We start from the raw sequence: 22,390 nt of genomic DNA, 5'->3' as shown, positions 1-22,390 counted from the left end.
GGATGCGTTCGGCAACCCTGCGGCGGCTCTTGAGCGGCTCGACGAGCCGACCGTCGCTGATCAGGGTCGGCCGCCCGTTGGGCAGGTGCGTCGGAAGTGAGAGCCACTGGCGGGCATGGGGCGCATCCAAGCGCGCCAATCGGGCCCGGTGTTGGTAGTCGCGTCGGGCGAACTGCACGTCGTCGAGGACGACCCAGCAGTCCGCCGCGAACAGCTTCGCCAGTGTGGACAGCCTCGGGAAGAGGTTCGGTTGATGGATGGCGCAGCGCTTGCTGCCCGGGGGTGTCGACGACGTGTCAGGACTTGAAGAGCCGGCTGTCGAATCCGGCGTGTAGGAGTCGCTCGTAGGCGGCAAGGACGTCATCCGGTACCTCCTGCTCGATGGCGAACCCCAACTTCGGGTACTCGATCACTCGTTGCAGGTCACCGACCATCGTGTCGATGACGAGTCGTTCGTCGCCGATGCTCTTCACGTAGTCGGCGAAGTCCAGTGGATCGGAAGCGCATACGACGTCGGCCTCGGGCCATACCTTGCGGCACGTCGCGTAGGCGCGGCGCTCCATGTACGGCATGGCGATCAGCATCACGGACCCGACCTCGACGCCGGCCCCGAGCAGGACGTCGCGCGAGAAGGTGATGTTCTGGCCCGTGTTTCCGGCGTTGGGTTCGAGGAGGATCGCGCTGTCAGGCACGCCCAGGTCGAGCGCGTGCTCGCGGAAGTGCACGGCCTCGCCGCGCGGGTAGAGGTCTGCCGTGGTCGGGCTGTTGCCGCCGCTGAACACGAGCACGGGGAACAGGCCGGCGTGGTACTGCCGGGCGGCGAACGTGGCGGCGCCGAGGTCGTGGCTGCCGAGGCAGATCGCCGCCGAGCAGGGGCGCGGTTCGTGCCCCATCTGGTGAAAGTCCCAAATCACCTGGGCGTCGTTCCACTGCGCGTCGGTGATGGTGCGCTGTTCGCGGTCCGGCACTGGTACTCCCTGGATCATCCTCGCTGGCCACTTACCTCGACAGGACAGCCGACGGGCCGTCGCACGACCGTCGGATGCCCTCGATGCTGCGAAGCTGGTGGCTCAGGCCATACTGCCTCGCCACCTGTGCCGCGTCGTCGAGGACGGACAGCCCATCATCCCGGGTGGCGGGGTCGGACAGAAGAATGTGCCCGTGCGCGGTGTCCAGCCGCACACGCTGCATGGGGGAGTCGACCGTGCCGGTAGAACGTGCGATGTCGATGTACTGGAGAGCCCGCGTGAGGTCGCCGGCCCCGCGGTAGGCAAGCGCGATCTTCTGGTGAGCGACGGACCAGTCCTCGGGTTCCGCGAGGGCCTCGAAATCGTGGGTGGCGGTCGTCATCACCTTGACTGCGTAGTCGTTGTTCCCGTCCTTACTGAGCGCCGTACCGACCCACAGACGGGCTCGGGCACGGTCACGTCCGCTGAGCCGCTCGTCGGCCGCCAGCCGCTCGTACTGGTGGGCCGATGCGTCGAGCCTTCCGGACATCTCGTCGAGCACGGCGAGCGACAGCTCGATCTGTGCCACCCGGCGCGGGATGTCGAGTTCGGTGAACAAGCCACGTGCGGTGCTGTACGAGTGGTGCGCCGAGAGAGGGCCGAGGGTGGCGCCCTGATCGCGTTGGAGATCGCCGAGGAGGACAAGCGATCGGCCGTAGAGGTACAGGCCCTTGTCGTCGAGGGCGCGCGGTCCGTGGCGAGCGAGCCACCGGTTCAACAGGTTCGAGGCGAACCAGAAGTTCTGACGGCTCAGGCACACCACGGCACGCTCGATGTCCTCCGTCCATGTCTCGTAGTCCGCCGCGCGCACGGAACTCCGCCTTGCACCGCCGCCCGCGGAACGGTCGAGCAGTACCTCGAAGCGCCCCCGCGCCAACGTGTCAGCGCGCACGAGCACGGTGTCGAGGATGGCCTGCGTATCCGGCCGGGGGACGGTGCCCGCGCCAAGCTGCTCCCACTTCGCCACCGTGCGCAGTGCGACACCCAGGTGCTCTGCGAATGCGCGTGTACTCATCCGGAGGGCAGCGCGCAGGGCGCTCGCTTCGCGGCCGGTCCATTGCTGAACGCTGATCACGGGCTGCCTCCCTCCCGTTACGTATCGAAGCACGCTGTACGAGGGCTGTGGTCCGGAAGTGCAACGGAAGTGCAACACCCGGTCATTTCGAGGCCGTTGGACTGCCACGACGCTCGGTCTATGGAACCCATCACGGAGCGCCGGCCGGTGAACAGCCCACGCGTGTACGGCTACTTGAGGCAGACGAGCAGCAAGGCGAGGCACAACGCCCTTGCTGACTCGCTCGCCGAATACTGCCGGCAGCACGAGCTGACGCTGTGCGGCCTCTTCACGGAGTGGGGACCGATCGCAGTGGTCAGGTCACCGGCCTTCGTGGGGTTGCTCGACGTCCTCGCGCTGCCGGATGCCTACGGCGTGGTTCTGCCCGCTCGCGTCCACCTGGGGCCGAGGCGCATCGCTGCGGAGCGCGAACAGCAGATAGCCAGACGAACGCGCGCTTGATCGTCGTCCGCGCACCAAGTCCGAGGCGCGGTGATACGCGCCCTGTCGACGCCGACCCCTGCGTGCGGCAGAGAGGAGGTGCGTGATGTCTCTGCGTGAGGCACTGCGCGCCGCTCCGCTCGTCGAGGACGTCCCTGGCATGCACCTGCTCGCGGTCGGCCGTGAATGGGACGTCGTCCGGGTATGCGCCGACATCGGATTCCTCGCGCTCTCACAACTCAGAGCGGCCGACGAGCAGCTCGGCCCGGTGCTCTACGACCGGCCGGGCAACTACCTCTACTTCGCCGTGCCGACCGGCAGCCGGGGCACATGGGCCGGGCTGCCGGTGCATCTGCTGTGCAAGGGCTCATGGCTCGTCGCCCCGAACCCGTACCGCTGCGGCGAGTGGTTCGGCGGATGGTGCGAGCTTCCCGACGACGAGAGGCTCACCGCCCCCGAGGCGCTGCGCCGCGCCCTTGAGCAACACCAGATCGCACCTGCACCACAACCGGAGATCGCCGCAAGGGAGGAGAGGCAACAATGGAAACCTTCGAACGCGCCCGTCTTGATGCCTACTTCGGACGCATCGCCACGCGCTTTGCTCCCCAGGAGCGCCCGGCATCGTTCCTGATCACGCACCTTCTACCAGAGCGCCCGGCGTTCGTGCGGGGCGTGGCGAACGTCACCGACCTGCGGGCCGTACTGCCCAAACCCAAGTCCGTGCAGGCCGAGGCGCGGCGCCAGATCGAGGCCGACGGGCACGCCTGCGACACGCTGACGCGCGACCTGTTCGCCGACGTCGACCGCGCCGTGCGCTACGTCGAGGCGCGCGCCGCCGGCCGCCCGGTTGTGCTGCTCGACGTCGGCGGGTACTTCGCTCCGGCCCTCGACGCGCTCTGCGACCGCTTCTCGGGCCGCATCCTGGGGGTGGTCGAAGACACCGAGAACGGGCACAAGCGGTACGCCGAACGCGACAAGCTGCCCTGCCCGGTGCTCTCGGTGGCCCGCTCGCCGCTCAAGGACCCCGAGGACTTCCTCGTCGGGCAGTCCGTCGTGTTCTCCACCGAGGCCCTGATGCGCATCCGAGGCGACATCCTGCACGGCCGTACTGCCCTCGTGATCGGCTTTGGCAAGCTGGGCAGCTCCATCGCCCGCCTGCTGCACGCCAAGGGGGTACGGGTGACTGTCTATGACATCGACCCCGTACGCCGCACACAGGCCCTCTCACAGGGCTTCACGGTGGCCCGTGACCGCGTGAGCGGCCTGGAGGACGCCGGGCTCGTGCTGTGCGCTACCGGCTCACTCTCCCTGCGCGGCGAGGACTTCCCGCGGCTGCGCAACGGGGCGTACGTGGCGACAGTGACGAGCAGCGAGGACGAGCTCGAGCTCGACGGCCTGCCCGACGTGTACGAACGCGCCCGCATCGGCGAGCACGTCACCCGGTACCTGACGACCGGCCACTACTTCTACCTGCTCAACGGCGGCAACGCCGTCAACTTCCTGCATGGTGCCAGCGTGGGGCCGTTCATCTTCCTCGTGCAGGCCGAGATACTCGCCGCTGCCGCCATGCTCGCCCGCGACGAGCTGGCCCCCGGCATGCACGAGATCAGCCCGACCGACCGCGCCGCCATCGCCGCGACATGGCTCGACTACTTCAACCGATAGGAGACCTGCCCGTGCCCATCACGGCCGAGCACATCCGCGAGACCGTCGACGACTACCTCGACGCCCACCCCGAAGAGAAGGGCCAGCTCGCGCCCGTCCTCGACCTTCTCGACGCCGGGGCCGACCTCAACTCGCGCAAGGAATTCCGAGGACACGCCACGGCTGGTGCGATCCTCGCCGACCCCGCCGGCCGCGTGCTCCACATCCGGCACCTGGCCCTCGACCGGTGGCTGCTACCTGGTGGACACCTTGAGGCAGACGACACCCGGCTCGTCGACGCTGCGCAGCGCGAGCTGACCGAGGAGACCGGCATCCCGGCATCCGCTGTCATCCCGGCAGGGCTCCGGCCGCTCCACATCGACGTACACCCCATCCCCGCCAACGATGCCAAGGGCGAGCCGGAACACCAGCACTTCGATTTCCGGTTCCTCTTCCGCACCTCGGCCGATGTCGGCGAGCTCCAGACCGAGGAGGTCGCCGCCGCCGCATGGCGTGGTGCCGACACCATCGCGGACGAGAACCTGCGTAACCGCGTCGTGCAGGCTCTGCGCTGACCAACTCGGCCGCCGCGGCGCTGTCTCCCGGCCGCATGCCCGGCAGCGGGACACGGTGAACGCCCCGACTCGCGTTCGGTGCGAGCCGGGGCGTTCGTGTGCCGTGGTTCAGATTCTCGTATGGCGCGGTGTTTGCGCTGGTGAGAGGGCATACGGAGTGAGCCCGATGTGAGCCCGGATGCCTTTGAATGGGTTGGCATGGGGCGTGATCACGGTTCGAGGTGATCGGCTCTCACCTGCGGAAACGGCATACGTGATCATGAGTCATCCGGCCCCGTCACGTCCCCCTCGGGACTTTTAATCCATTGGTTCAGGGTTCGAGCCCCTGATGGCCCACCAGAGGGAGCACGTGCGGTGCTCCTGCCATACGAGGAGCGGCGCCCCGACCGGACAGCGGTCGGGGCGCCGCTCGTTGTGCGTGCAGGGGCGGGAGCGGCGTGCCGGCGGCGCGGGGTGGTGCCGCGGGGCGCGGGGGCGTCCCGTCGATTCATTCGGCGGGCGTATGAGTCGGGCGCGGCGGCTATTTGTCCGGGCGGGTCGCCGAATTTAGCGTCGCCGGTGACGGACGGGGGAAATGGCACGGGCGTCGCCCGTCGGCCCGAGGGGGAACCTTGACGATCGAGTGCGTGAATTCTGCCGAGTGCGCGGGCGAAGGGGGAGAAGCGGGAGAAGGGGGAGGGCGGAGCGCGCGGTCCGCCGGCAGAGGGGACGGGGCGGCCCGCCGATGGCGGGCATTCACCGGGCTGAGCATCATCAGTTTCCTGGGGTGTATCGACCTCACCATCGTCAATACCGCGGCGCCGGCCGTTCAACGGGACATGGGGGCCACGGTCACCGAGCTCCAGCTGATCGTCAATGTCTTCATCGTCGCGCTGTCGATGTTCATGGTGACCATGGGGCGGCTCGCGGACCGGTACGGGCGGCGGCGGGTGCTCTACACCGGGACCGCGGTCTTCGGCGTCGCCTCGTTGGCGGCCGGGTTCGCCGGGGACGTACGGACGCTGATCCTGTGCCGCTTCGTCCAGGGGGCCGCCTGCGCCGTGCTCTACACCAGTACCGGCGCCCTGGTCTCGGACACCTTCCCGCCGCAGCAGCGCGGCAGGGCCATCGGGGCGCTCTACGGCGTCAACGGACTCGGCCTGGCGATCGGGCCGATGCTGGGCGGCCTCCTCGTCGGCTGGCTGGACTGGCGCTGGGTGTTCTGGCTGAACGTGCCGCTGACCGCCATCGGGTTGGCGGTGTGCCTTTCCGCGGTGCGGGAATCGCGGGAGCATTCCGCGGCGGCCGGAAAGCCGGACTGGCCGGGGCTGACGCTGATCAGCCTGGCGCTGCCCGCACTCGTCCTCGCGCTGACGCTGGGCGACGCCTGGGGCTGGACCTCCGTGCGCATTCTGGGTCTGCTGGCCCTGGGAATCGCCGGTGTCGTCGCGTTCTGTGTCGTGGAACGGAAAGTGACGGCGCCGATCGTCGATTTCCGGCTGTTCGGGAACCGCACTTTCCTCGGTGCGCTCACCGCCGATTTCTCCCTCGCGTTCTTCTACTGCCTGGCGTTCTTCCTGATGCCTCTCTACCTGGTGTCGGTGCGGCACTACGGGAGCACCGCGAGCGGACTGATGCTGCTGCCGTGCACGGCGGTGATGGCGCTGCTGTCGCCGGTGGTGGGGCGGCTGGTGGACCGGTTCCCGCCGCGGCTGCTGCTCTGCGCGGGGTTCGTGGCATTCGCCCTGTCGGCGGCGTTGCAGGCGCAGTTCACCCGGGACAGCCACGTCGCCTTCGTGGCGGCGGCGTTCGCGTTGATGGGCATCGGCTGGGCGTTCGTCCTCGGGCCGGCCACCGTGGCCGCGCTCTCGGCCGTACCGGAGCGGCTGGCGGGGACGGCGGTCGGCTCGTCGTGGACCTTCCACAACCTGGGCGGGGCGATCGGGCTGGCGGTGGGGATGGCGGTCTACCGCTGGTCGGCGCGGGACGCCCTGGACGCCGCGCTCGCCGCGCGCCACGTGCCGGGCGGGGAGTGGGCGGCGCGGGCCGTGGCCGATCCCGGGGCGGGGGCCGAGCTGTTGCGCGCGCACACCGGGTGGGACGGGCGCGACGTCGAAGCGCTCGCCGGCGACCTGTTCCTGCGCGGCAACCAGGCGGCGATGTGGCTGCTGTGCGGGGTGGCCGGGGCGGCGTTCCTGGCGATCGGGGCGGGGATGCGGGCGCGACGCGGAACGCCGGGCGCGCCGGACGCGAAGAGCGCGGACGCGGCGGCCGGTTGAGGCGCCGCGACGGGCCGGGACGGGGGCGTGGGGCCCGTCGGGGAGCGGCAGGGTCGGCCGGGGGCCGCCGGCCCCCGCCGGGCCGTCAGGGAGCCGACCTAGGATGCCGATCATGGCGATACCGGGCATCGAGCTGCACCACCTCCGCTGCTACCTGGCCCTCGCCGAGGAACGCCACTTCACCCGGGCGGCCGACCGCCTCGGACTGTCGCAGCCCACGGTGAGCCGCACCATCCGCCGCCTGGAGGAGCTGCTCGGCTACCGCCTCCTGGAGCGCACCACCCGCCAGGTCGCGCTCACCGCGGCCGGCGAGCGGCTCTACGACGAACTCCGCGGCCTGCTGCCCCGTTTGGAGGCCGCCCTCCTGCCGACACCGGAGGCACCCGTCTTCCGCATCGGGTTCGCCTGGGGGTTTCCGGCCACGTGGCCGCAGGCCGCCATCGAGCGGTTCGAGGCGGAGACCGGTGTCGGGGCGCGGGTCCACCGGCGGGACGCGGCGCTGGCGGGGGTGGACAGCGGCGAGGTCGATGTGGCGATCCTGCGGGGGGACGTTGCCGTGCCGGGCCTGACGGCGGTGACGCTGCTGCACGAGCGGCGGATCGCGGCGGTCTCGGTGCGGTCCCCGCTCGCGGCGCGGGACGAGGTCGGCTGGCGCGAGCTGGCCCGTATGCCGCTGGTGCTGAACGAGACCGGTGGGCCGACGGACGTGGCGGACTGGCCGGCGGGGGAACGGCCGGAGATCGCCGTCCGGTGCGGGAACTTCGACGAGTGGCTGGAGGCGGTGGCCGGGAACCGGGGCGTCGGTGTCGTACCGGAGTCCATCGGCCGGCAACGGGTGCACCCGTTCCTCTCCTTCGTGCCGATCCCCGACGCGCCCCTGATGCCGTTGCAACTGGTCTTCCCGCGGCACAACGGGCATCCGCTGACCCGGCGCTTCCTCGCCCATGCGCGCGCCACGGTCCGGCAGTGCGAGGGCGGGGGCGGGGGCTAGGGGTTAGGCGGGCGGGGGCAGGGGCCCGTAGGTGGGGCCCGTAGGGGGTGGGGTGGCCCCCAGCCCGTTCCTACCCCGTTCGGCTCAGGAGGACTCGCCGACCGGCGTCGCCCCGGCAAGCCTTGAAGCGGCGAGGCCCCGGGCGCGGTCGTCGCCCTCCCGCCGTCCGCCCGGCAGGCGGGGGTGCGCCGACCGGGCCAGGGGCCCGGCACGCGGCGGTGACGGGCCCCGTTCCGGGCGCCACCGGGCGGCGGAGTGGGAAGAGGCCGGTGCGGATGGTGCGAGGCGGCGAGAACCGCACGGGCGAGGCGGAACGACGGGCGCGCCACGCCCGGATGTCCCCGCTCGGCCGCCGGCTGGCGCGCTGGTTCCCCGCCGCCCTGATCGCCGTCGGCGTGCTCTTCGACCTGGTCTCGCCGCCCGCGTACACCGCGGCCCCGTTCCTCGTCGCCGCCCCTCTGATCGCGGCCCCGCTGTTCTCCTTGTGGGCCACCGCCGGCATGGCCCTGGCCGCCATCGTCACCGAGGTCCTGCTCAGCGCGTACCACGGTGCGCCGGACTACCAGCAGTCGGTGACCGAGTCGAGCACGGTCGTCGTGGTGGCGCTGCTCGCGCTCGCCACCAACCGGGTCGTGCGGGTGAGCGACGCCCGGCTGGCCTCCGTACGGGACGTCTCGGAGGCCGCCCAACAGGCCCTCCTGCCGGCGCCGCCCGCCCGGCTGGCCGGGTTCGGGATCGCCGCGCGCTACGTGGGCGCCCGGGCCGGCGCCCGTATCGGCGGCGATCTGTACGCCGTCCAGGACACCCCGCACGGCGTACGGATGATCGTCGGCGATGTGCGGGGCAAGGGTCTGGAGGCGGTGGAGTCCGCGGTGGTCGTCATCGGCGCCTTCCGGGAGGCGGCCGAGCAGGAGGCCACCCTGGAGGCGGTCGCGGAGCGGCTGGAACGGGCGCTCAGACGGGAGGGCGGGCGCCGCGCCGGCCTCGATGAACAGGAGGGCTTCGCCACGGCCGTCCTGGCGGAGATCCCCGCCGAGGACCCGTTCGTGCTCCGGGTCCTCAACCACGGCCACCCGCCCCCTCTGCTGCTCACCCCGGACGGTGGCCTCCGGGAGCTGGCCCCGTCCGTCGCCGCGCTGCCGCTGGGCCTGGGCGACCTGGGGGACCGGCCGGGCCGTTCGGAGGCGGCGTTCTTCCCGGCCGGGGCGCTGCTGCTGCTGTTCACCGACGGGGTGACCGAGGCCCGTGACCGGGACGGGCGGTTCTACGACCCGTGCGCCCGGTTGCGCGGCAGCTTGTTCAGCGGGCCCGACGACCTGTTGGACGTGGTGGTCGAGGACGTCGCCCGGCACACGGGCGGGGGGCCCGCGGACGACATGGCGCTGCTGGCGGTCCAGCGGCCCCTGGACGGGTAGGCCGTCACCGCGGGCCGGCCGCCCGCCACCGCGTGACCGGGCGGGCGCGCTACGACAGCGCGGAAGGGAGCCAGTGCACGCTGCGGCCGTGCGGGTCGGTCAGCGCGACCGGGCGCTCGTCCAGGGCGAGGGTCAGCAGCGGCGTGTCCGCCGCCCCCGGGGAGCTGTGCTCCGGCGCCGTGATCCACGGCAGCACGCTGTGGTGCTCCTGGGAGATCCAGTGGCCCCCGCCGTCCCGTTCGGCGAGCAGCGACCGGACGAGTCGGGCGAACTCCTCGCGCCGGGCGGGCGGAAGGTGGTTCAGCGTCGCGCTGTGGAACACCACCAGCGTCGCCCCGGGCGGTGCTTGGGCGGCCAGCGCCGGCAGCTCGTCGAGCAGGTCGCCGCGCACGACGGTGGGGCGGGGCGCGGTCCGCGCCGCCTCCACGGCCGCCGAGAGCCGCGCCGTACGGGCCTCGTCACCGGGCCAGACGAGGGCGCGCAGCCACCGCAGGTCGTCCGCCTCCCGGAGGGGGTCGAGCGGCGCCGGGTCGATGCCGCCGCGCCAGACGACCTCGGGCAGGGCGCCGGGCAGCGCCGCCGCGCCGCCCTCGCCACCGGGCGCGAACCCGCTCGCGCGGCAGGTGAACGTGACCGGGCTGTCCGCGGCACCCGGGCCGTCCACCGCGCGGCCGTCCTCCTGGACGTACTGGTAGCGGTACCGGTCCGGGTAGAGGCACAGCCCCGCCGACGTCCCGACTTCCAGGAGGGCCAGTGGCTGCGGCATACGGGCCAGCAGCGGCAGCAGGGTGGCGCACCGGGCCGGCTCGTCGGTCCGGGCGGAGCGGCGCATGATCACCGCACGGACCTCGTCCCAGTGCCGGATCGTCCACTCGCGCCAGCGCCCGTACGCCGCGGCGCCGCGCGGCCCCCATTCCGCGTGCGGACCGTCGAGCTGGCGCACCGCGGCGAGCAGGAGGTCCGGCTGCTGCTTGTGACCGGCCGGCAGCGAAGCCGCGAGCAGTTCGCAGAGCTCGTCGTCGTGGCTGATCCGGGCGGACAGCTCCTCGTGGGCGTCGGACCGTCCCCGGGCCTGTTGCCGGGAGAACTCCCAGTACCGGACCGCCATTTCCTGCGGGGTGCTGACCGTGTTCCCGGCGTTTCCGGTGTTCGCGACGTTGACGACCATGAGGCGACGTTACCGTCCTCACTCTCCGTGATCGATGTGCATCCCTCCGCATAACAAGTGGCGCACAATCGTCGCGAGATCGTTTGGTGGTGCGGCGCCAACTCGCCCAGGTTGCGGCTGAATTGCTAGCGAACGTCCCCTCCGTGGGCCCCTATGGGGGGCCTGCGGAACCCCCGCGGATTCAAGGGAACGCTTGGATTTCCCTCGTCGTCTCTATTACTGTCCGATAACGGAGCGCGGTCGTCCCAGCCGTCGCCAATGGCGGCACCGTGCGCCGACGCCGAATCCCGCACGCGCTGTTCCCGCACGCCCAGAACGTCTCCGAGTCACCCGCCCGAGCCGGCTGTTCGCACGACCCGACCCGTGTCCTCGACCCGCGTCGAGTCGCCCGGATCAACCGGTTTCGAGGGGCCCCGCCGGATCCGCCTGGAATTGCCGGGAATTGAGTCGAGGGAACCGGGGAACCACCCTCTTGGGGTGAATCGGGCGCCTCTCGCCAAGCGGTGCCCGTAGGAGACCTTCCTGCTCCGAACCCGTCAGCTAACCCGGTAGGCGAGAAGGAAGGAAAGGAGTGCGCCCCCGTGGCGTCCAACAGGCCCACCCCACATGGCCCGTCCACCTACGGCCTCGGTGGCCCCGCCGACTTCAGTGGCGCGGTCGGCTTCGGTGCCCCCGTCGGTCCGGCCGGTCCCTCCGGGGCCGGCGCTCCCGTTCAGCCGGCCCAAGTCCCGCCGATCGCCGGTGGGTTGAGGGAGGGACAGTCGCCCCAGGGGCCGTTCTCCCGCGACCTCTCCCACGGCCAGGCGTCCCAGGCGCCGCAGAGCTCGCAGCCGCACCACTGGTCGGCACCGGGCGCGCTGCCCGGTGACGTGCCGTCCCCCGGCCTCGAAGGCGAGGGCGAGGTGCGCGGCGAAGGCGACGGGACCGGCGACGAGTGGCTCCCGGCCGACGAGTCGAGCGACGACGACGGGCCGCTCCGCGCGATCCGCGGCAAGCACCGGGTGGCCAGAGCGCGCAGCGGCGGTCTCGCGCGCGGCGGCACGGCACTGGGCGTCGGTGTGATCGCGGCGGTCGGCGCGAGCGGCGTGGCCGCGGCCCAGGGCCGGCCGCCGGTGCCGATATCGATGCCCGACCCCGGCGGGGCGGCCGACGGCGACGGCACCGGCCAGGAGGCCGGCACGGCGCTCGCCGCCTCCGCCGGCCCCTCCGTCGCCCCCTCCCGGACCGGCACCGCCCCCGACGAGGCCGCCCAGGACGCCCGGCCCGCGGGCGCGGCCGAGGCGCTGCGCAACCGCATCCTCCAGCAGGCCGACGTCCCTCAGACCGACGCCCCACAGGACGCCGCGGAGCCGGAGGCCGGTACGGCCGCCGAGCACGCCGCCACCCCGCAGGCGGACCAGGGCGCGCCCGGGCGGCAGGGGGCGGCGGAACAGGCCGGCACCGCCGAGGAGCGCACGCAGGCCGCGGCTCCGGCGGCGCAGGGGACCGCACCCCGGGCGACGGCGGCCGACACCCCGGCCACACCGGCGGCCGACCACCGCGCCCACCCGACGCAGACCTTCGTCGCGCCGGTCTCCTCGTACACCCTCGCCGCCGGCTTCGGGCAGGCCGACGACCGCTGGGCCGCGGACCACACCGGACAGGACTTCACGGCCCCAACGGGCACGCTGGTCAAGGCGGTTCACGACGGGACCATCACCCAGGCGGGCTGGGCCGGCGGGTACGGCTACCGCATCGTCCTCACCCTCGACGACGGCACGCAGCTCTGGTTCTGCCACCTGTCCTCGATGGTCAAGACGACGGGCAGGGTCCACACGGGTGACGTGATCGGCCGGGTCGGTGCCACCGGGAACGCCACCGGTCCACATCTCCACCTGGAGGTCCGCCCGGACGCCGGCGCACCGACGGACCCGGTGCCCTGGCTGCGCGACCGCGGGACCACCGTCTGACGGACCGGCCGGCCGCCCACGCCCCGTGGGCGGCCGACGGGACCGATCGGGACGCGGGCGCCGGACCCCGGACGAACGCGGAACGAGGAATAACTCCCCACGTCCTGACGTTGTATCGGGCATGACCGTGACACACGCCCAAGGCTCCGCCCCCACTCCGAAGTCGCTCGGTTCGCTGTCCGTCTCCCCCCTCTGCCTCGGCGGCAACGTCTTCGGCTGGACCGCCGACGAGGCCGAGTCCTTCGCCGTCCTCGACGCCTACGTGGCCGGCGGCGGCAACTTCATCGACACCGCCGACGTCTACTCGGCATGGGTGCCGGGCAACAAGGGCGGCGAGTCCGAGACCGTCCTCGGCAACTGGCTCGCGGCCCGCGGCAACCGCGACGACGTCGTGATCGCCACCAAGGTCGGCGCCCACCCCGACCACAAGGGCCTGTCCGCCACCACCATCAAGACCGCCGTGGACCTCTCGCTGTCCCGGCTGCGCACGGACCACATCGACCTCTACTACACCCACTACGACGACGAGTCCGTCGAGGTGGGCGAGTTCCTGACCGCCCTCGACGACCTCGTCAAGGCGGGCAAGGTCCGCGAGATCGCCGCGTCCAACATCTCGGCCCGGCGCCTCCAGGAGTCGCTGGACTTCTCCGACCGCGAGGGCGTGGCCCGCTACGTGGCCCTCCAGCCGCACTACAACCTCGTCTCCCGCGACACCTACGAGGGCGAACTCGCCGACGTGGCCGCCCGCAACGGCGTCGCCGCCGTCCCGTACTACGCGCTCGCCTCCGGCTTCCTGACCGGCAAGTACCGCCCGGGCACCAGCGTCGACAGCGCCCGCTCGGAGAAGGCCGCCGGCTACCTCGCGACCGACCGCGGCCGCCGCGTCCTGGAGGCCCTCGACACCGTCGCCGCGGCCCACGGCGCCGAGCCGACCACCATCGCCCTCGCCTGGCTCGCCGCCCGGCCCACCGTCGCGGCCCCCATCGCCAGCGCGCGCACGGTTTCCCAGCTCCCGGCCCTGCTGGCCGTCAACGAACTCGTCCTCACCGACGCCGAGATGTCCCTCCTCACGGAGGCATCGGCCTGACGCGGCACGGCGGTGCGGGGCCCGCACAGGCCCCCGCGCCGCCGGCCGCCGTCGGTCGCGCGGACCCGGCCCGGCCGTCTCAGCCGCGTCGGTCCGCCACCGCCCACGACGCCAGGGCGACGCCGCCGGCCACCGCGAACACCGAAGGCCACGCCCCGATCTTCTTGGCCAGCGGGTGCGACCCCGCGAACGCCGCCACATAGGCACCGCTCAGCGCGGCAGCCGCCTTCGTGCCGGCCTTCTGCTGCCAGCCCCTGGCCGCCACCGCCCCGGCGGCGGCCAGCGCGACGCCGCCCAACGGCCGCTTCTTGGTCCACCGGGCCACGCCGTAACCGCCCACCAGGCCCGCGGCCGCCACCACGCTCGTCGGTATCCCAGCCATCGCAGAATCCTCCCTTTCACGGACAACTCCCACGAGCCTACGCGCGCCCGCATCCCGCGCACGGAGCACGGTCGGGGGGGGGGGGGGACGGTTCAGCGCGCGGTGCCGGGCGGCGGCGCGGCTTCGTGCGGCGGGGCCGGGGCCGGGGCCGGGTGGCGCGCCGCCCCGGCCGTGCCGGGTCCCGCCGCCCCGCCCGCCCACGCCTGGAGCAGCGCCGGGCCCGCCCACGGCCGGTAGTGCCACAGGCGCTCCAGCAGTTCGCGTTCCCGGGCGGCGAAGTCCGGCGGCGGGCCCGTCAGATGGGCCCGGCGGCGGTGGAAGGACAGGGCGGTGGCCAGCGCCGCGTAGGCGGTGACGGCACGGGCGGCGGCCGGGCCGTGGGTGCGGCGGGCGATGTCGCGGGCCAGCGCGCGGGTCCGCAGCGAGGCGAGGGCGGTGGGCTCCGGTGGGGCGAGCCAGCCGGTGGCGGTGTACGGGGCGAGGTAGTCGCGGACCGAGCGCAGCTCCTGCCGCCGGGCCCACAGCGCCAGCCAGGTAAGGACCAGCAGCACCGGGACCATGAACGCGCCGTAGACGGTGAGGAAGCCGGCGTCGCTGAGGCTGGAGGCGGCGTTCCAGATGCCGTGCAGCAGGACCGCGGTGGCCAGGCCGAAGAGGATGAGCGCGGCGCGGGCGCCGCGGCGCCGCGGATAGCGGGTCGCGGCGATCCCGAACGCCAGCCCGGTGAGGATCGTGAAGAGCGGGTGCGCGAACGGGGAGACCACGATCCGCACGAAGAAGGTGCCGGCGGTGAGGGAGCTCAGACCGGTGTGCCCCAAGGACTGGTCCTCGCCGAAGGCGCTGCCCAGATAGAGGATGTTCTCGGTGAAGGCGAAGCCGGTCGCGGTGATCCCGGCGATCACGATGCCGTCCGTGATGCCGTCGAAGTCACGGCGGCGGAAGCGGTAGAGCAGCACGATGGCGGCGGCCTTCATCACCTCTTCGACGATCGGGGCGATGACCGTCGAGCCCCAGGCTTGTGCCTCGGTCGGCGACGTGGAGGCGATGTTGTTGGCCAGCCAGTCGGTGGCGAAGCCGTTGGCCAGGACCGCGACCAAGGTGGCCGCGCACGCCCCCCAGGCGAAGGCGAACGCCAGATTCCGCCAGGGCTCGGGCTCGATCCGGTCCAGCCAGCAGAAGGCCGCGATCAGCAGGGGCACCGGGAAGACGGCCAGTCCGACGCCGACCAGGAGGCCCTCGGTGCCGGTCTGCCGCCGGACGATGCCGAGGATGAGCACCCCGGAGAGCGCCAGCAGCGCGGCCAGCGCGATGGCCCGGACGGTCTTGCTGTGCCAGGGCGCGGCCCAGCGCCGGGGCCCGCGGTGGTCCTCGGCGGGTGTGTACGGCGGCGGGCCGGCTGGGTGCTCGGGGAGCGGCGGCAAGGACGGGTACACCCATCGACCCTAACGAGGGCGGGACGGTGCGGGCATGCGGGTTTGTCGGGCCGGACCGGCGCGGGCGGGCGCCACCGGGGCCGGGGCCCCGCCGGGCGGCGGCCCTCAGCCCCGGCGGCGGAAGAGCAGGTCGTGCACGACGTGCCCCTTGTCCAGACCCTGGCCCTCGAACCTGGTGAAGGGCCGGAAGTCGGGCCGGGGCGCGTAGCCGTCGTGCAGGTTCTCCAGCGTCGGCTCGGCGGAGAGGACCTCCAGCATCTGCTCGGCGTAGGGCTCCCAGTCGGTCGCGCAGTGCACCAGGGCGCCCGGTGCGAGCCGGGTGGTCGCCAGCGCCACGAACTCCGGCTGGATCAGCCGGCGCTTGTGGTGGCGCTTCTTGGGCCAGGGGTCCGGGAAGTAGACGCGCAGGCCGGCCAGGGAGGCCGGGGCGAGCATCTCGCGCAGCAGGATGATCGCGTCGCCGTTGGCCACCCGGATGTTGGACAGGCCGTTCCGCTCCGCGAGACCGAGCAGACTGCCCTGGCCGGGAGTGTGCACATCGCAGCCGAGGATGCCGGTGCCCGGATCGGCGGCGGCCATCTGCGCAGTGGCCTCGCCCATCCCGAAGCCGATCTCCAGCACGACCGGCAGTCCGCCGAAGAACGCGTCGAGGTCGAGGCGGGAGAGCCCGTCGACGTCCACGCCCCAGGTGGGCCACAGGCGGCGCAGCGCCTCGCCCTGGGAGGCGGTGACGCGGCTGCGACGGGGCTGGAAGGAGCGGATCCGCCGCTCGTGGTGCGAGCCCGCGGGGTCGGCCGCCGGTCCCGTCCCGTCGGGGAACATCGGCTTGCCGCGCCGGGGCACGGCGGCCGAGACGGCGGTGGCACCGAGGGGGCGCGGTTCGTCCACCGGGGCGGCGGGCGCGGCGGCGGTGGTTTCGGGGGTGGCGGGGTTCTCGGACACAGTGTGTCGATTCTACGGACGCCACCGCGGCGGACGGGAACGCCGCCGGCGGCCACGCACCGCGCAGCCCCCACCGTCACTCGAATCCGCAGGTCAGCGCCGCATCGACCGGAATCCGGGCGGTCCCCACAGGGCCGCGACCGGACGCTCCCCGGCGCCCTTCGCCCCGGCGCCCCTCACTCCGCGGGGCCCCCGTCCTGCGCCGCGCGCTCCGGGAGCCCCAGCAGCCGGGTCACCCGCCGGGCCACTTCCCGCCCGATCGGCAGGGAGGCCGTGGCGGCCGGGGACGGGGCGTTGAGGACGTGGATCATGCCGGGGGACTCGGCGAAGAGGAAGTCGTCGACGAGGGTGCCGTCGGGCAGCACGGCCTGGGCGCGGACCCCGGCCGGCGACGGCAGCAGATCCTCCTCCCGGGCGGCCGGCAGCAGGCGGCGGACCGCGTCCGTGAAGGCACGGCGGGACAGCGAGCGGTGGAGCTCGCCCGCGCCGTAGCGCCAGTGGCGGCGGGCTATCCGCCAGGAACCGGGGTAGCCGAGCGTCCCGGCGAGCTCGGCGGGACGGAGGGTGCGCCAGTCGTAGCCCTCGCGGGCCAGCGCGGGCACGGCGTTCGGCCCGATGTGGACGGAGCCGTCGATGCCGCGGGTCAGATGGACGCCCAGGAACGGGAAGGCCGGGTCGGGGACCGGGTACACCAGCCCGCGGACCAGGGCGGCGCGCTCCGGCGCGAGGCTGTAGTACTCGCCCCGGAACGGCACGATCCGCATGCCCGGGGCGTCGCCCGCCAGCCGCGCCACCCGGTCGCAGTGCAGCCCGGCGCAGTTGACCAGGGCGCGGGCGCGGTAGACCGTGCCGCCGGCGGTGCGGACCGCGACCCGGCCGGGGCGGCGGGCGATGGTGGTGACCTCCTCGCCGAGGACGACCCGGGCTCCGTCCTCCTGCGCGAGACGGGCCAGCTGCCGGGCCACCGCCCCGAAGTCGCAGATGCCGGTCGTGCCCACGTGGATCGCGGCCAGGCCGCGCACCTCGGGCTCGTACTCGGCGATCTGGGCCGGGCCCAGCTCCCGCACCGGCAGGCCGTGCTCGCGGCCGCGCTGGATGAGGCCGTGCAGCCGGGGCAGCTCGGCGCGGTCGGTGGCGACGATCAGCTTGCCGGTGACCTCGTGCGGGATGTCGTGCGCGGTGCAGAACTTGACCATCTCCGCCGCCCCCTGGAGGGCGAAGCGGGCCTTCAGCGAACCCGGCGGGTAGTAGATGCCGCTGTGGATCACGCCGCTGTTCCGCCCGGTCTGGTGGCGGGCCGCCGCGGGCTCCTTCTCCAGCACCACGACGCGTATACCGGGCGCCGCGCGCGTGAGGGCACGGGCCGTGGAAAGCCCCACGATCCCGGCACCGATCACCAGCACATCGCAGTCGTACGCCGCCACTGCACCTCCCCAACCGCATGACCGCCGACCCGCCCGTCGCCGCGGGCCCGCGCGTCATCGCCGACGACGTAGTCCATCATGACGGGCGGCACCGACAATCCGCAGTGACCAGTCTGACCTGCGGCGACAGGCCCGCCGCGACGCCCCTTCGACGGCCGGGCCACAGACCGGCCCCCCGGTCCGTCCCGCCCGTGCACCCGACCTAGGCCGGCGCGGCCAGCAACGGCCGGGCCCGCTCGCGGAGTTCGACCACGCGGGGCTCGTCCCCGTACGGCTCCAGGCGGTGCAGCAGATCGCGCACGTACTCCGTGGTGCGGGCCGAGGAGATCCGGCCGGCGACCTCGACGGCGCGGGTGCCGGCGGCGCAGGCCGCGTCCAGATTGCCGGACTCCAGTTCGGCGACGGCGGACACCACGAGGCGCAGCCCGTGCGAGCGGACGAACTCCTCCGTCGGCCGGGACAGCGCCTGCTCGGTGAAGCGCCGCACCTGACGGGGCAGCCGCAGGTCCCGGTAGCACTCGGCGGCGTCGGCGGCGAAGCGCTCGTAGGAGTAGAAGTCCAGCCAGGACGGATCCGGATCGCCGCTGCGGGAGCGCTCCAACCAGCCCTCGGACGCCTTCAGCGCCACCTCGCAGGCGCGCGCCTCCCCGGCTTTGGCCTGCGCCCGCGCCTCCACCAGCCGGAAGAAGCTCATGGTGCGGGCGGTGGCCAGGCCGCGGTTGCGCTCCAGGGCGGCCTGGGCCAGATCGACGCCCTCGTCGGCGAACCCGCGGTAGGTCGCCTGGAGGGACATCGACGCCAGCACATACCCGCCCAGGGGGACGTCGGCGGCGGCCCGCGCCAGCCGCAGCGCCTGGATGTAGTACCGCTGGGCTGCCTCCTGTTGGCCGGTGTCGAAGGCCATCCAGCCCGCCAGGCGGGTGAGTTCGGACGTCGCCCCGAAGAGCGCGCGGCCCACCTCGTCGCTGTACGAGGCGAGCAGCAGCGGCGCCGCGTCCACCCGGAGGCACTCCGGCACCATCGACGAACGCCAGTCCCCGCCACCGTACTTGGAGTCCCAGCGCCGGGCGTCCTCGGCCGCCTCGCGCAGTTTGGTGACGTCGCTGTGGCCGACGTGCTGCGGGGCTCCCGCGTCACCGGCGGCCGCGGCGTCCTTGTCCCGCGCCTCGGCCGTCTCCCGCGCCACCGAACTGTCGGTCGGCGATATCAGCCAGCGGGAGGTGGGGGTGGCATAGGCGCTGACGGCGAAGGATCCGGCCAGGCTCTGCCAGATGCCGCCGCCGCTGCCCCGCCGTCCGGCGAGATCGAGGCGGTACAACTCGGTCGCCGAGCGCACCGCGGCGCCCACGTCGCGAGGGAAGGCCAGCCCCACTTCGGGTGCCGGGTCGGCGTCGGCCAGCCCGATCTCGTGCAGCGGCACCGGGCGCCCGAGCTTGCTGCCGATCGCCGACGCGATCAGATGGGGCGCGGCGCCCTGGGGCACCATGCCCTTGGAGACCCATCGGGCCACCGACGTCTTGTCGTAGCGAAGCGTCAGGCCGCGCTGCGCACCGAGGTCGTTGACCCGGCGCGCCAGTCCGGCATTGCTGATCCCCGCGAGGGCGAGAACGGTGCCGAGCTTTTCGTTCGGCCCGCGTGTATCCCTGGACATGCGCACCCCTCGACACAGCGACAGCCGCCCCGTACCCCGGGGCATGCGTCCACCCAGAGTAGTTCGCCGGATCCCTACCGTTAAGGGTCGGTGTCCTGGATGGCGAGATTCGTGTTCAAACGGGGGTGCGGGAATTGGCATGTGCTCCGGGTACGTGTGCCCATGCGCCCGTGCGTGCGCGCTGGCCCCTCAACGACCCCCACGCTTCGATGAGTTCTGCGTGGGTCGGCCCGCTGCACTGGATCCAGTGGGCTGGGGGACACCGCCACCTCATTCCCCGCGGGTGGCGGTCCGGTCCGGGAGGCGCAGCCCGCTTCCCGGACCGTCGCGGGGGCCGGGCGAAGGCTCGGCCCACCGCGCCGCACGGCGCCGTATACGGGACGGTGCCCGGGCGTCAACTCGGCTGCGCGGCAAGGACTTTGGCCGAAAATCGACGGGTGATGCTTTCACGCCGTCCAGCGCCCTGGGGGCCACACGGGGGGCCACCCGGGGCCGCCGCCGGGCGCGGCCGCCGTCCCGACGGCGCCACACCGCCCCCGTGCGCCCCTTCGCCGTGCCCGCCGCCCCGCCCGCGTCCGGGCCTCCTTCGCCACCTCCCGCAGGCCACTGCCATGGCAGCATGGTCCGCACGACAGCTGGGATATCCGCTGTACGGGGCGGTCGCCGGCCACCCCGGCGGACGGGGAATCGGGTGGAGGCGGCGATGCGCTGGCTGGTGGGGTGGAGCAGTGCCGCGACCGCCCACAGGGAGTGCCGCACGCTGCTGCCCGTGGGCGCCCAACTCCTGTGGGGCGACCCCGATCCCCTCTGGGCGGTGGGCGACTGGCGGCCCCACGAGGTGCGCGTCGTCCAGGCCGACCCGGAGACCCGGCTCGCTGTCTTCGGGGTCTGCGGCGCCACCGACGACCAGTTGAAGGTGGGCCTGTTCGCCGCCCGCGGGGGCGCACTGCGCCACCTGACCGCCTGGCCGGGCAGCTACACCGCCGTCGCCCAAGTGGGCCGCCGGATCACCGTCACCGGAGACCTGGCCGGCGCCCGGCCCGTCTTCCACACCCGGTGGGCCGGCGGGACCGCCTACGCCACCGCCGCCCTGCCGCTCGCCGACCTCGTCGAGGCCGGCCTCGACGTCGGCCATCTGGCCGCCCTGCTGGCCTGCCCGGACGCCCCCGAGGCGGTGGGCGCCGGCACCCCGTACGACGGGGTCCGCCGGATCCCGCCCGGCCACGCCCTGGTGCTGCGCACCGGCAGCAGCGAGATCGCCTCCTACGAGCCGCCCGCGTCCCTGGCCGTCGCCGCCCCCCAACTCGCCCCGGAGCAGGCGGTGGACGGCGTCCGGGAGGCCCTCGTGGAGGCCGTGCGCGCCCGGCTGGCGGCCCCCCGCTTCGCGCCCGACCCGGACGGCCTCGACCGGCTCGACCCCGGCCCGGTCCCCGGCATGGGCCCCGCGGAGCGGCGCGCGGCGCGCGGCGGACCGGCCCCCGGCATCGGCGCCGACCTCTCCGGAGGCAGCGCCTCCGGAACCCTCGCCCTCCTGGCCGCCGGCCTCCCCGGGCAGCCCGGCCGGATCAACGGCCACGGCGAGCGCCTGCTGGCGGTCACCTTCAACGACCGTGCCACCCATGGCGACCGGGCCCAGCACGAGGCGGAACTGGAGCGCGCCCGCGGCATCGCCGAGGACCCCCGGCTGCACCACGTCGTCGTCGCCGCCGGCGAGGAGGCCCTCCCGTACACCGGCCTGGACGCCCTCCCGCTCACCGACGAGTCCGGCCCCTCGCTGACCCTGGCCGGCCGGCACCGCAGACGGCTGCTGTCCGGCGGCGCCGACCACTTCGTCGGAAACGGCGCCCGCCAGGTCCTCGACGCCCACCCCGCCCGCCTCGCCGACCTCCTCATGGACCGCCGCCGGCGCCATCTGCTGCGCCCGGTCACCGCGTTGGCCAAGGCCGACGGCCCCTCCGCGCACTCGGTGTTGGTCCCGTTCACCGTCTACCGGGCCGCCCGGAAGCTCGCCCGCACCCCCTACGCCACCGGGATGGCCGAGGCTGCACGCCACCTGATGGAGCGCCGGTTCGCCGACGAGCCGGTGGCCGGCGGCGCGGTGGACGCCTCCCTGGCCGCGCTCGCCTGGTGCCGCCCGGGGCCCGCGGCCCGCTGGCTCACGGGGGAGGCGCTGGCCGAAGTATCGGTTCGCCTCGGGGACGCGGCGCACCGTTCGCCCGCCGCGGGCCGTCCCGGCGAACGACGGGCCCGCGCCGCCCTGGCTCGCCAGGCCGCCGACCACCGGATCTTCGAGCAGGCCGTAGAGGTCCGCAGCCAGCGGCTGCACGCCCCCTTCCTGGACAACCAGGTGGTGCTGGCCTGCCGCGCCCTGCCGGACACCCTGCGGGTGCAGCCGGGCGCCCGGGCCGCCGTCCTGCGCGCCGTCCTGGCCGGCGCCGGCGTGCGGGACCTGCCGTCCGGCTGGGGCGCCGCCGCGCACCACACCCACACCGCCGCGGTCCGCGCCGGACTGCGCGCCGCGGTCGGCCCGTTGCTCCAGCTCTTCGACACGCCCCTGCTGGCGGACGCCGGCCTCGTCGAGGCACGGGTGGTCCGCCGCGCACTCCGCGCGGCGGCCGAGGGCGCCCCGGTGCCCCTGGACGGTCTGGCCGAACTGGTCGCCGTCGAAGTGTGGTTGCGCCGGCTGCTGGCCCGTCGTGGCTCGTGCTGGACGGGCGCGCAGGCGCCACGGCAACGGGCGCTCGCCGAGGGTGTGGTGCGCGCGCGGCTCTCCTGACGCGCCCGGCGCGCCGCCTCACCGCCCCGGGGCGAGGCGGCCCCGCCGGCACCCCGGCCGCCCGTTCTCCACGGGGCGGACGTCCGGCGCACGACCGCGTCCCGGTGCGCCCAGCAGAACGGCGCGACCCACGGCGCACCCGAGGCCCCGCACGCCGGGGAAGCGGCGCACACGCGGGCGATCACACCGCCGA

Annotated in this window: 18 protein-coding genes, 1 pseudogene and 1 riboswitch; of the genes and pseudogenes, 10 read left to right on the top strand and 9 right to left on the bottom strand. The window is 73.8% G+C overall.

The window, feature by feature from the left end; genetic code table 11:
• Window positions 1-52: 52 nt before the first annotated feature.
• The 3 genes and pseudogenes from JNO44_RS44820 to JNO44_RS21175 form a co-directional block, all read right to left on the bottom strand.
• Window positions 53-364: pseudogene (locus JNO44_RS44820) on the bottom strand (WbqC family protein); the annotation flags it as partial.
• The gene (locus tag JNO44_RS21180) at window positions 297-986 is read right to left on the bottom strand and encodes a YdcF family protein (RefSeq protein WP_205365674.1); all 690 of its coding nucleotides are present in this window, start codon (window positions 984-986) and stop codon (window positions 297-299) included. The pseudogene JNO44_RS44820 and the gene JNO44_RS21180, both read right to left, overlap by 68 nt.
• Before the next feature lie 13 nt (window positions 987-999).
• Window positions 1,000-2,082, bottom strand: a complete 1,083-nt coding sequence (locus JNO44_RS21175) for a helix-turn-helix domain-containing protein (RefSeq protein WP_205365673.1) — start codon at window positions 2,080-2,082, stop codon at window positions 1,000-1,002.
• Window positions 2,083-2,202: 120 nt separating this feature from the next.
• Between JNO44_RS21175 and JNO44_RS21170 the strand changes: the two genes are divergently transcribed.
• The 7 genes from JNO44_RS21170 to JNO44_RS21140 all read left to right on the top strand — a co-directional run bounded on the left by JNO44_RS21170 (window position 2,203) and on the right by JNO44_RS21140 (window position 9,385).
• Window positions 2,203-2,523, top strand: coding sequence for a hypothetical protein (locus tag JNO44_RS21170; protein WP_240167602.1), 321 nt, complete (start codon window positions 2,203-2,205; stop codon window positions 2,521-2,523).
• An 85-nt stretch (window positions 2,524-2,608) separates the two neighbouring features.
• A complete protein-coding gene (locus JNO44_RS21165) occupies window positions 2,609-3,133 on the top strand; it encodes a hypothetical protein (protein WP_205365672.1) in 525 nt (174 codons plus the stop codon).
• Complete coding sequence (locus JNO44_RS21160) at window positions 3,043-4,167, top strand: NAD(P)-dependent oxidoreductase (protein WP_205365671.1); 1,125 nt, start codon at window positions 3,043-3,045, stop codon at window positions 4,165-4,167. The genes JNO44_RS21165 and JNO44_RS21160 overlap by 91 nt, the downstream gene beginning before the upstream one ends.
• An 11-nt stretch (window positions 4,168-4,178) precedes the next feature.
• A complete protein-coding gene (locus tag JNO44_RS21155; protein ID WP_205365670.1) occupies window positions 4,179-4,721 on the top strand; it encodes an NUDIX hydrolase in 543 nt (180 codons plus the stop codon).
• A gap of 743 nt (window positions 4,722-5,464) precedes the next feature.
• Window positions 5,465-6,979 carry an MFS transporter gene (locus JNO44_RS21150; RefSeq protein WP_205370145.1) on the top strand — a complete coding sequence of 505 codons (1,515 nt, stop codon included), beginning with the start codon at window positions 5,465-5,467 and terminating at the stop codon, window positions 6,977-6,979.
• 112 nt (window positions 6,980-7,091) lie between these two features.
• Window positions 7,092-7,970 carry a LysR family transcriptional regulator gene (locus tag JNO44_RS21145; RefSeq protein ID WP_205365669.1) on the top strand — a complete coding sequence of 293 codons (879 nt, stop codon included), beginning with the start codon at window positions 7,092-7,094 and terminating at the stop codon, window positions 7,968-7,970.
• A gap of 275 nt (window positions 7,971-8,245) precedes the next feature.
• Window positions 8,246-9,385 (top strand): PP2C family protein-serine/threonine phosphatase, encoded by a 1,140-nt coding sequence (locus JNO44_RS21140; RefSeq protein WP_205370144.1) that lies wholly within the window; start codon window positions 8,246-8,248, stop codon window positions 9,383-9,385.
• A 49-nt stretch (window positions 9,386-9,434) separates the two neighbouring features.
• Here JNO44_RS21140 and JNO44_RS21135 read toward each other — a convergent pair whose 3' ends face one another.
• Window positions 9,435-10,553: a DUF2332 domain-containing protein gene (locus tag JNO44_RS21135; RefSeq protein ID WP_205365668.1), complete on the bottom strand. Its 1,119-nt coding sequence runs from the start codon at window positions 10,551-10,553 to the stop codon at window positions 9,435-9,437.
• 423 nt (window positions 10,554-10,976) lie between these two features.
• Window positions 10,977-11,123: riboswitch (cyclic di-AMP (ydaO/yuaA leader) on the top strand.
• Window positions 11,124-11,134: 11 nt separating this feature from the next.
• Here JNO44_RS21135 and JNO44_RS21130 point away from each other — a divergent pair.
• Both JNO44_RS21130 and JNO44_RS21125 read left to right on the top strand, forming a co-directional pair.
• Window positions 11,135-12,502, top strand: a complete 1,368-nt coding sequence (locus JNO44_RS21130) for a peptidoglycan DD-metalloendopeptidase family protein (protein WP_205365667.1) — start codon at window positions 11,135-11,137, stop codon at window positions 12,500-12,502.
• A 121-nt stretch (window positions 12,503-12,623) separates the two neighbouring features.
• On the top strand, window positions 12,624-13,589 hold the full coding sequence (locus JNO44_RS21125) for an aldo/keto reductase (RefSeq protein ID WP_205365666.1): 966 nt from the start codon (window positions 12,624-12,626) through the stop codon (window positions 13,587-13,589).
• A gap of 79 nt (window positions 13,590-13,668) precedes the next feature.
• On the opposite strand, the gene JNO44_RS21120 is transcribed toward JNO44_RS21125, so the two are convergent.
• The 5 genes from JNO44_RS21120 to JNO44_RS21100 all read right to left on the bottom strand — a co-directional run bounded on the left by JNO44_RS21120 (window position 13,669) and on the right by JNO44_RS21100 (window position 19,421).
• Complete coding sequence (locus tag JNO44_RS21120) at window positions 13,669-13,971, bottom strand: hypothetical protein (RefSeq protein WP_205365665.1); 303 nt, start codon at window positions 13,969-13,971, stop codon at window positions 13,669-13,671.
• 92 nt (window positions 13,972-14,063) lie between these two features.
• Window positions 14,064-15,404: a PrsW family intramembrane metalloprotease gene (locus JNO44_RS21115; protein WP_235093680.1), complete on the bottom strand. Its 1,341-nt coding sequence runs from the start codon at window positions 15,402-15,404 to the stop codon at window positions 14,064-14,066.
• A gap of 105 nt (window positions 15,405-15,509) precedes the next feature.
• Entirely contained in the window at window positions 15,510-16,346 is an 837-nt protein-coding gene (gene trmB, locus JNO44_RS21110) for a tRNA (guanosine(46)-N7)-methyltransferase TrmB (RefSeq protein ID WP_039635067.1), read from the bottom strand.
• Window positions 16,347-16,522: 176 nt separating this feature from the next.
• Window positions 16,523-17,770 carry an L-2-hydroxyglutarate oxidase gene (lhgO, locus tag JNO44_RS21105; RefSeq protein WP_073450123.1) on the bottom strand — a complete coding sequence of 416 codons (1,248 nt, stop codon included), beginning with the start codon at window positions 17,768-17,770 and terminating at the stop codon, window positions 16,523-16,525.
• Between the two features lie 202 nt (window positions 17,771-17,972).
• Complete coding sequence (locus JNO44_RS21100; protein ID WP_039635071.1) at window positions 17,973-19,421, bottom strand: NsdA family TPR-like regulatory protein; 1,449 nt, start codon at window positions 19,419-19,421, stop codon at window positions 17,973-17,975.
• A gap of 703 nt (window positions 19,422-20,124) precedes the next feature.
• On the opposite strand from JNO44_RS21100, the gene JNO44_RS21095 reads away from it, so the two are divergent.
• A complete protein-coding gene (locus tag JNO44_RS21095; protein ID WP_205365664.1) occupies window positions 20,125-22,197 on the top strand; it encodes an asparagine synthase-related protein in 2,073 nt (690 codons plus the stop codon).
• The last annotated feature ends 193 nt before the right edge of the window (window positions 22,198-22,390 follow it).

This window comes from Streptomyces noursei, assembly GCF_016917755.1.
In the GTDB taxonomy this organism is placed as follows: domain Bacteria; phylum Actinomycetota; class Actinomycetes; order Streptomycetales; family Streptomycetaceae; genus Streptomyces; species Streptomyces yunnanensis.
The sequence above is the reverse complement of the archived record's forward strand: the minus strand, read 5'-3'. Positions and strand labels throughout refer to the sequence as shown.

Excerpts from the sequence above, each read along its gene's own strand:
- JNO44_RS21180 (WP_205365674.1), bottom strand. The coding sequence starts at position 986 with ATGATCCAGGGAGTACCAGTGCCGGACCGCGAACAGCGCACCATCACC.
- JNO44_RS21170 (WP_240167602.1), top strand. The coding sequence starts at position 2,203 with ATGGAACCCATCACGGAGCGCCGGCCGGTGAACAGCCCACGCGTGTAC.
- JNO44_RS21165 (WP_205365672.1), top strand. The coding sequence starts at position 2,609 with ATGTCTCTGCGTGAGGCACTGCGCGCCGCTCCGCTCGTCGAGGACGTC.
- JNO44_RS21160 (WP_205365671.1), top strand. The coding sequence starts at position 3,043 with ATGGAAACCTTCGAACGCGCCCGTCTTGATGCCTACTTCGGACGCATC.
- JNO44_RS21145 (WP_205365669.1), top strand. The coding sequence starts at position 7,092 with ATGGCGATACCGGGCATCGAGCTGCACCACCTCCGCTGCTACCTGGCC.
- JNO44_RS21140 (WP_205370144.1), top strand. The coding sequence starts at position 8,246 with ATGGTGCGAGGCGGCGAGAACCGCACGGGCGAGGCGGAACGACGGGCG.
- JNO44_RS21135 (WP_205365668.1), bottom strand. The coding sequence starts at position 10,553 with ATGGTCGTCAACGTCGCGAACACCGGAAACGCCGGGAACACGGTCAGC.
- JNO44_RS21125 (WP_205365666.1), top strand. The coding sequence starts at position 12,624 with ATGACCGTGACACACGCCCAAGGCTCCGCCCCCACTCCGAAGTCGCTC.
- JNO44_RS21120 (WP_205365665.1), bottom strand. The coding sequence starts at position 13,971 with ATGGCTGGGATACCGACGAGCGTGGTGGCGGCCGCGGGCCTGGTGGGC.
- JNO44_RS21100 (WP_039635071.1), bottom strand. The coding sequence starts at position 19,421 with ATGTCCAGGGATACACGCGGGCCGAACGAAAAGCTCGGCACCGTTCTC.
- JNO44_RS21095 (WP_205365664.1), top strand. The coding sequence starts at position 20,125 with ATGCGCTGGCTGGTGGGGTGGAGCAGTGCCGCGACCGCCCACAGGGAG.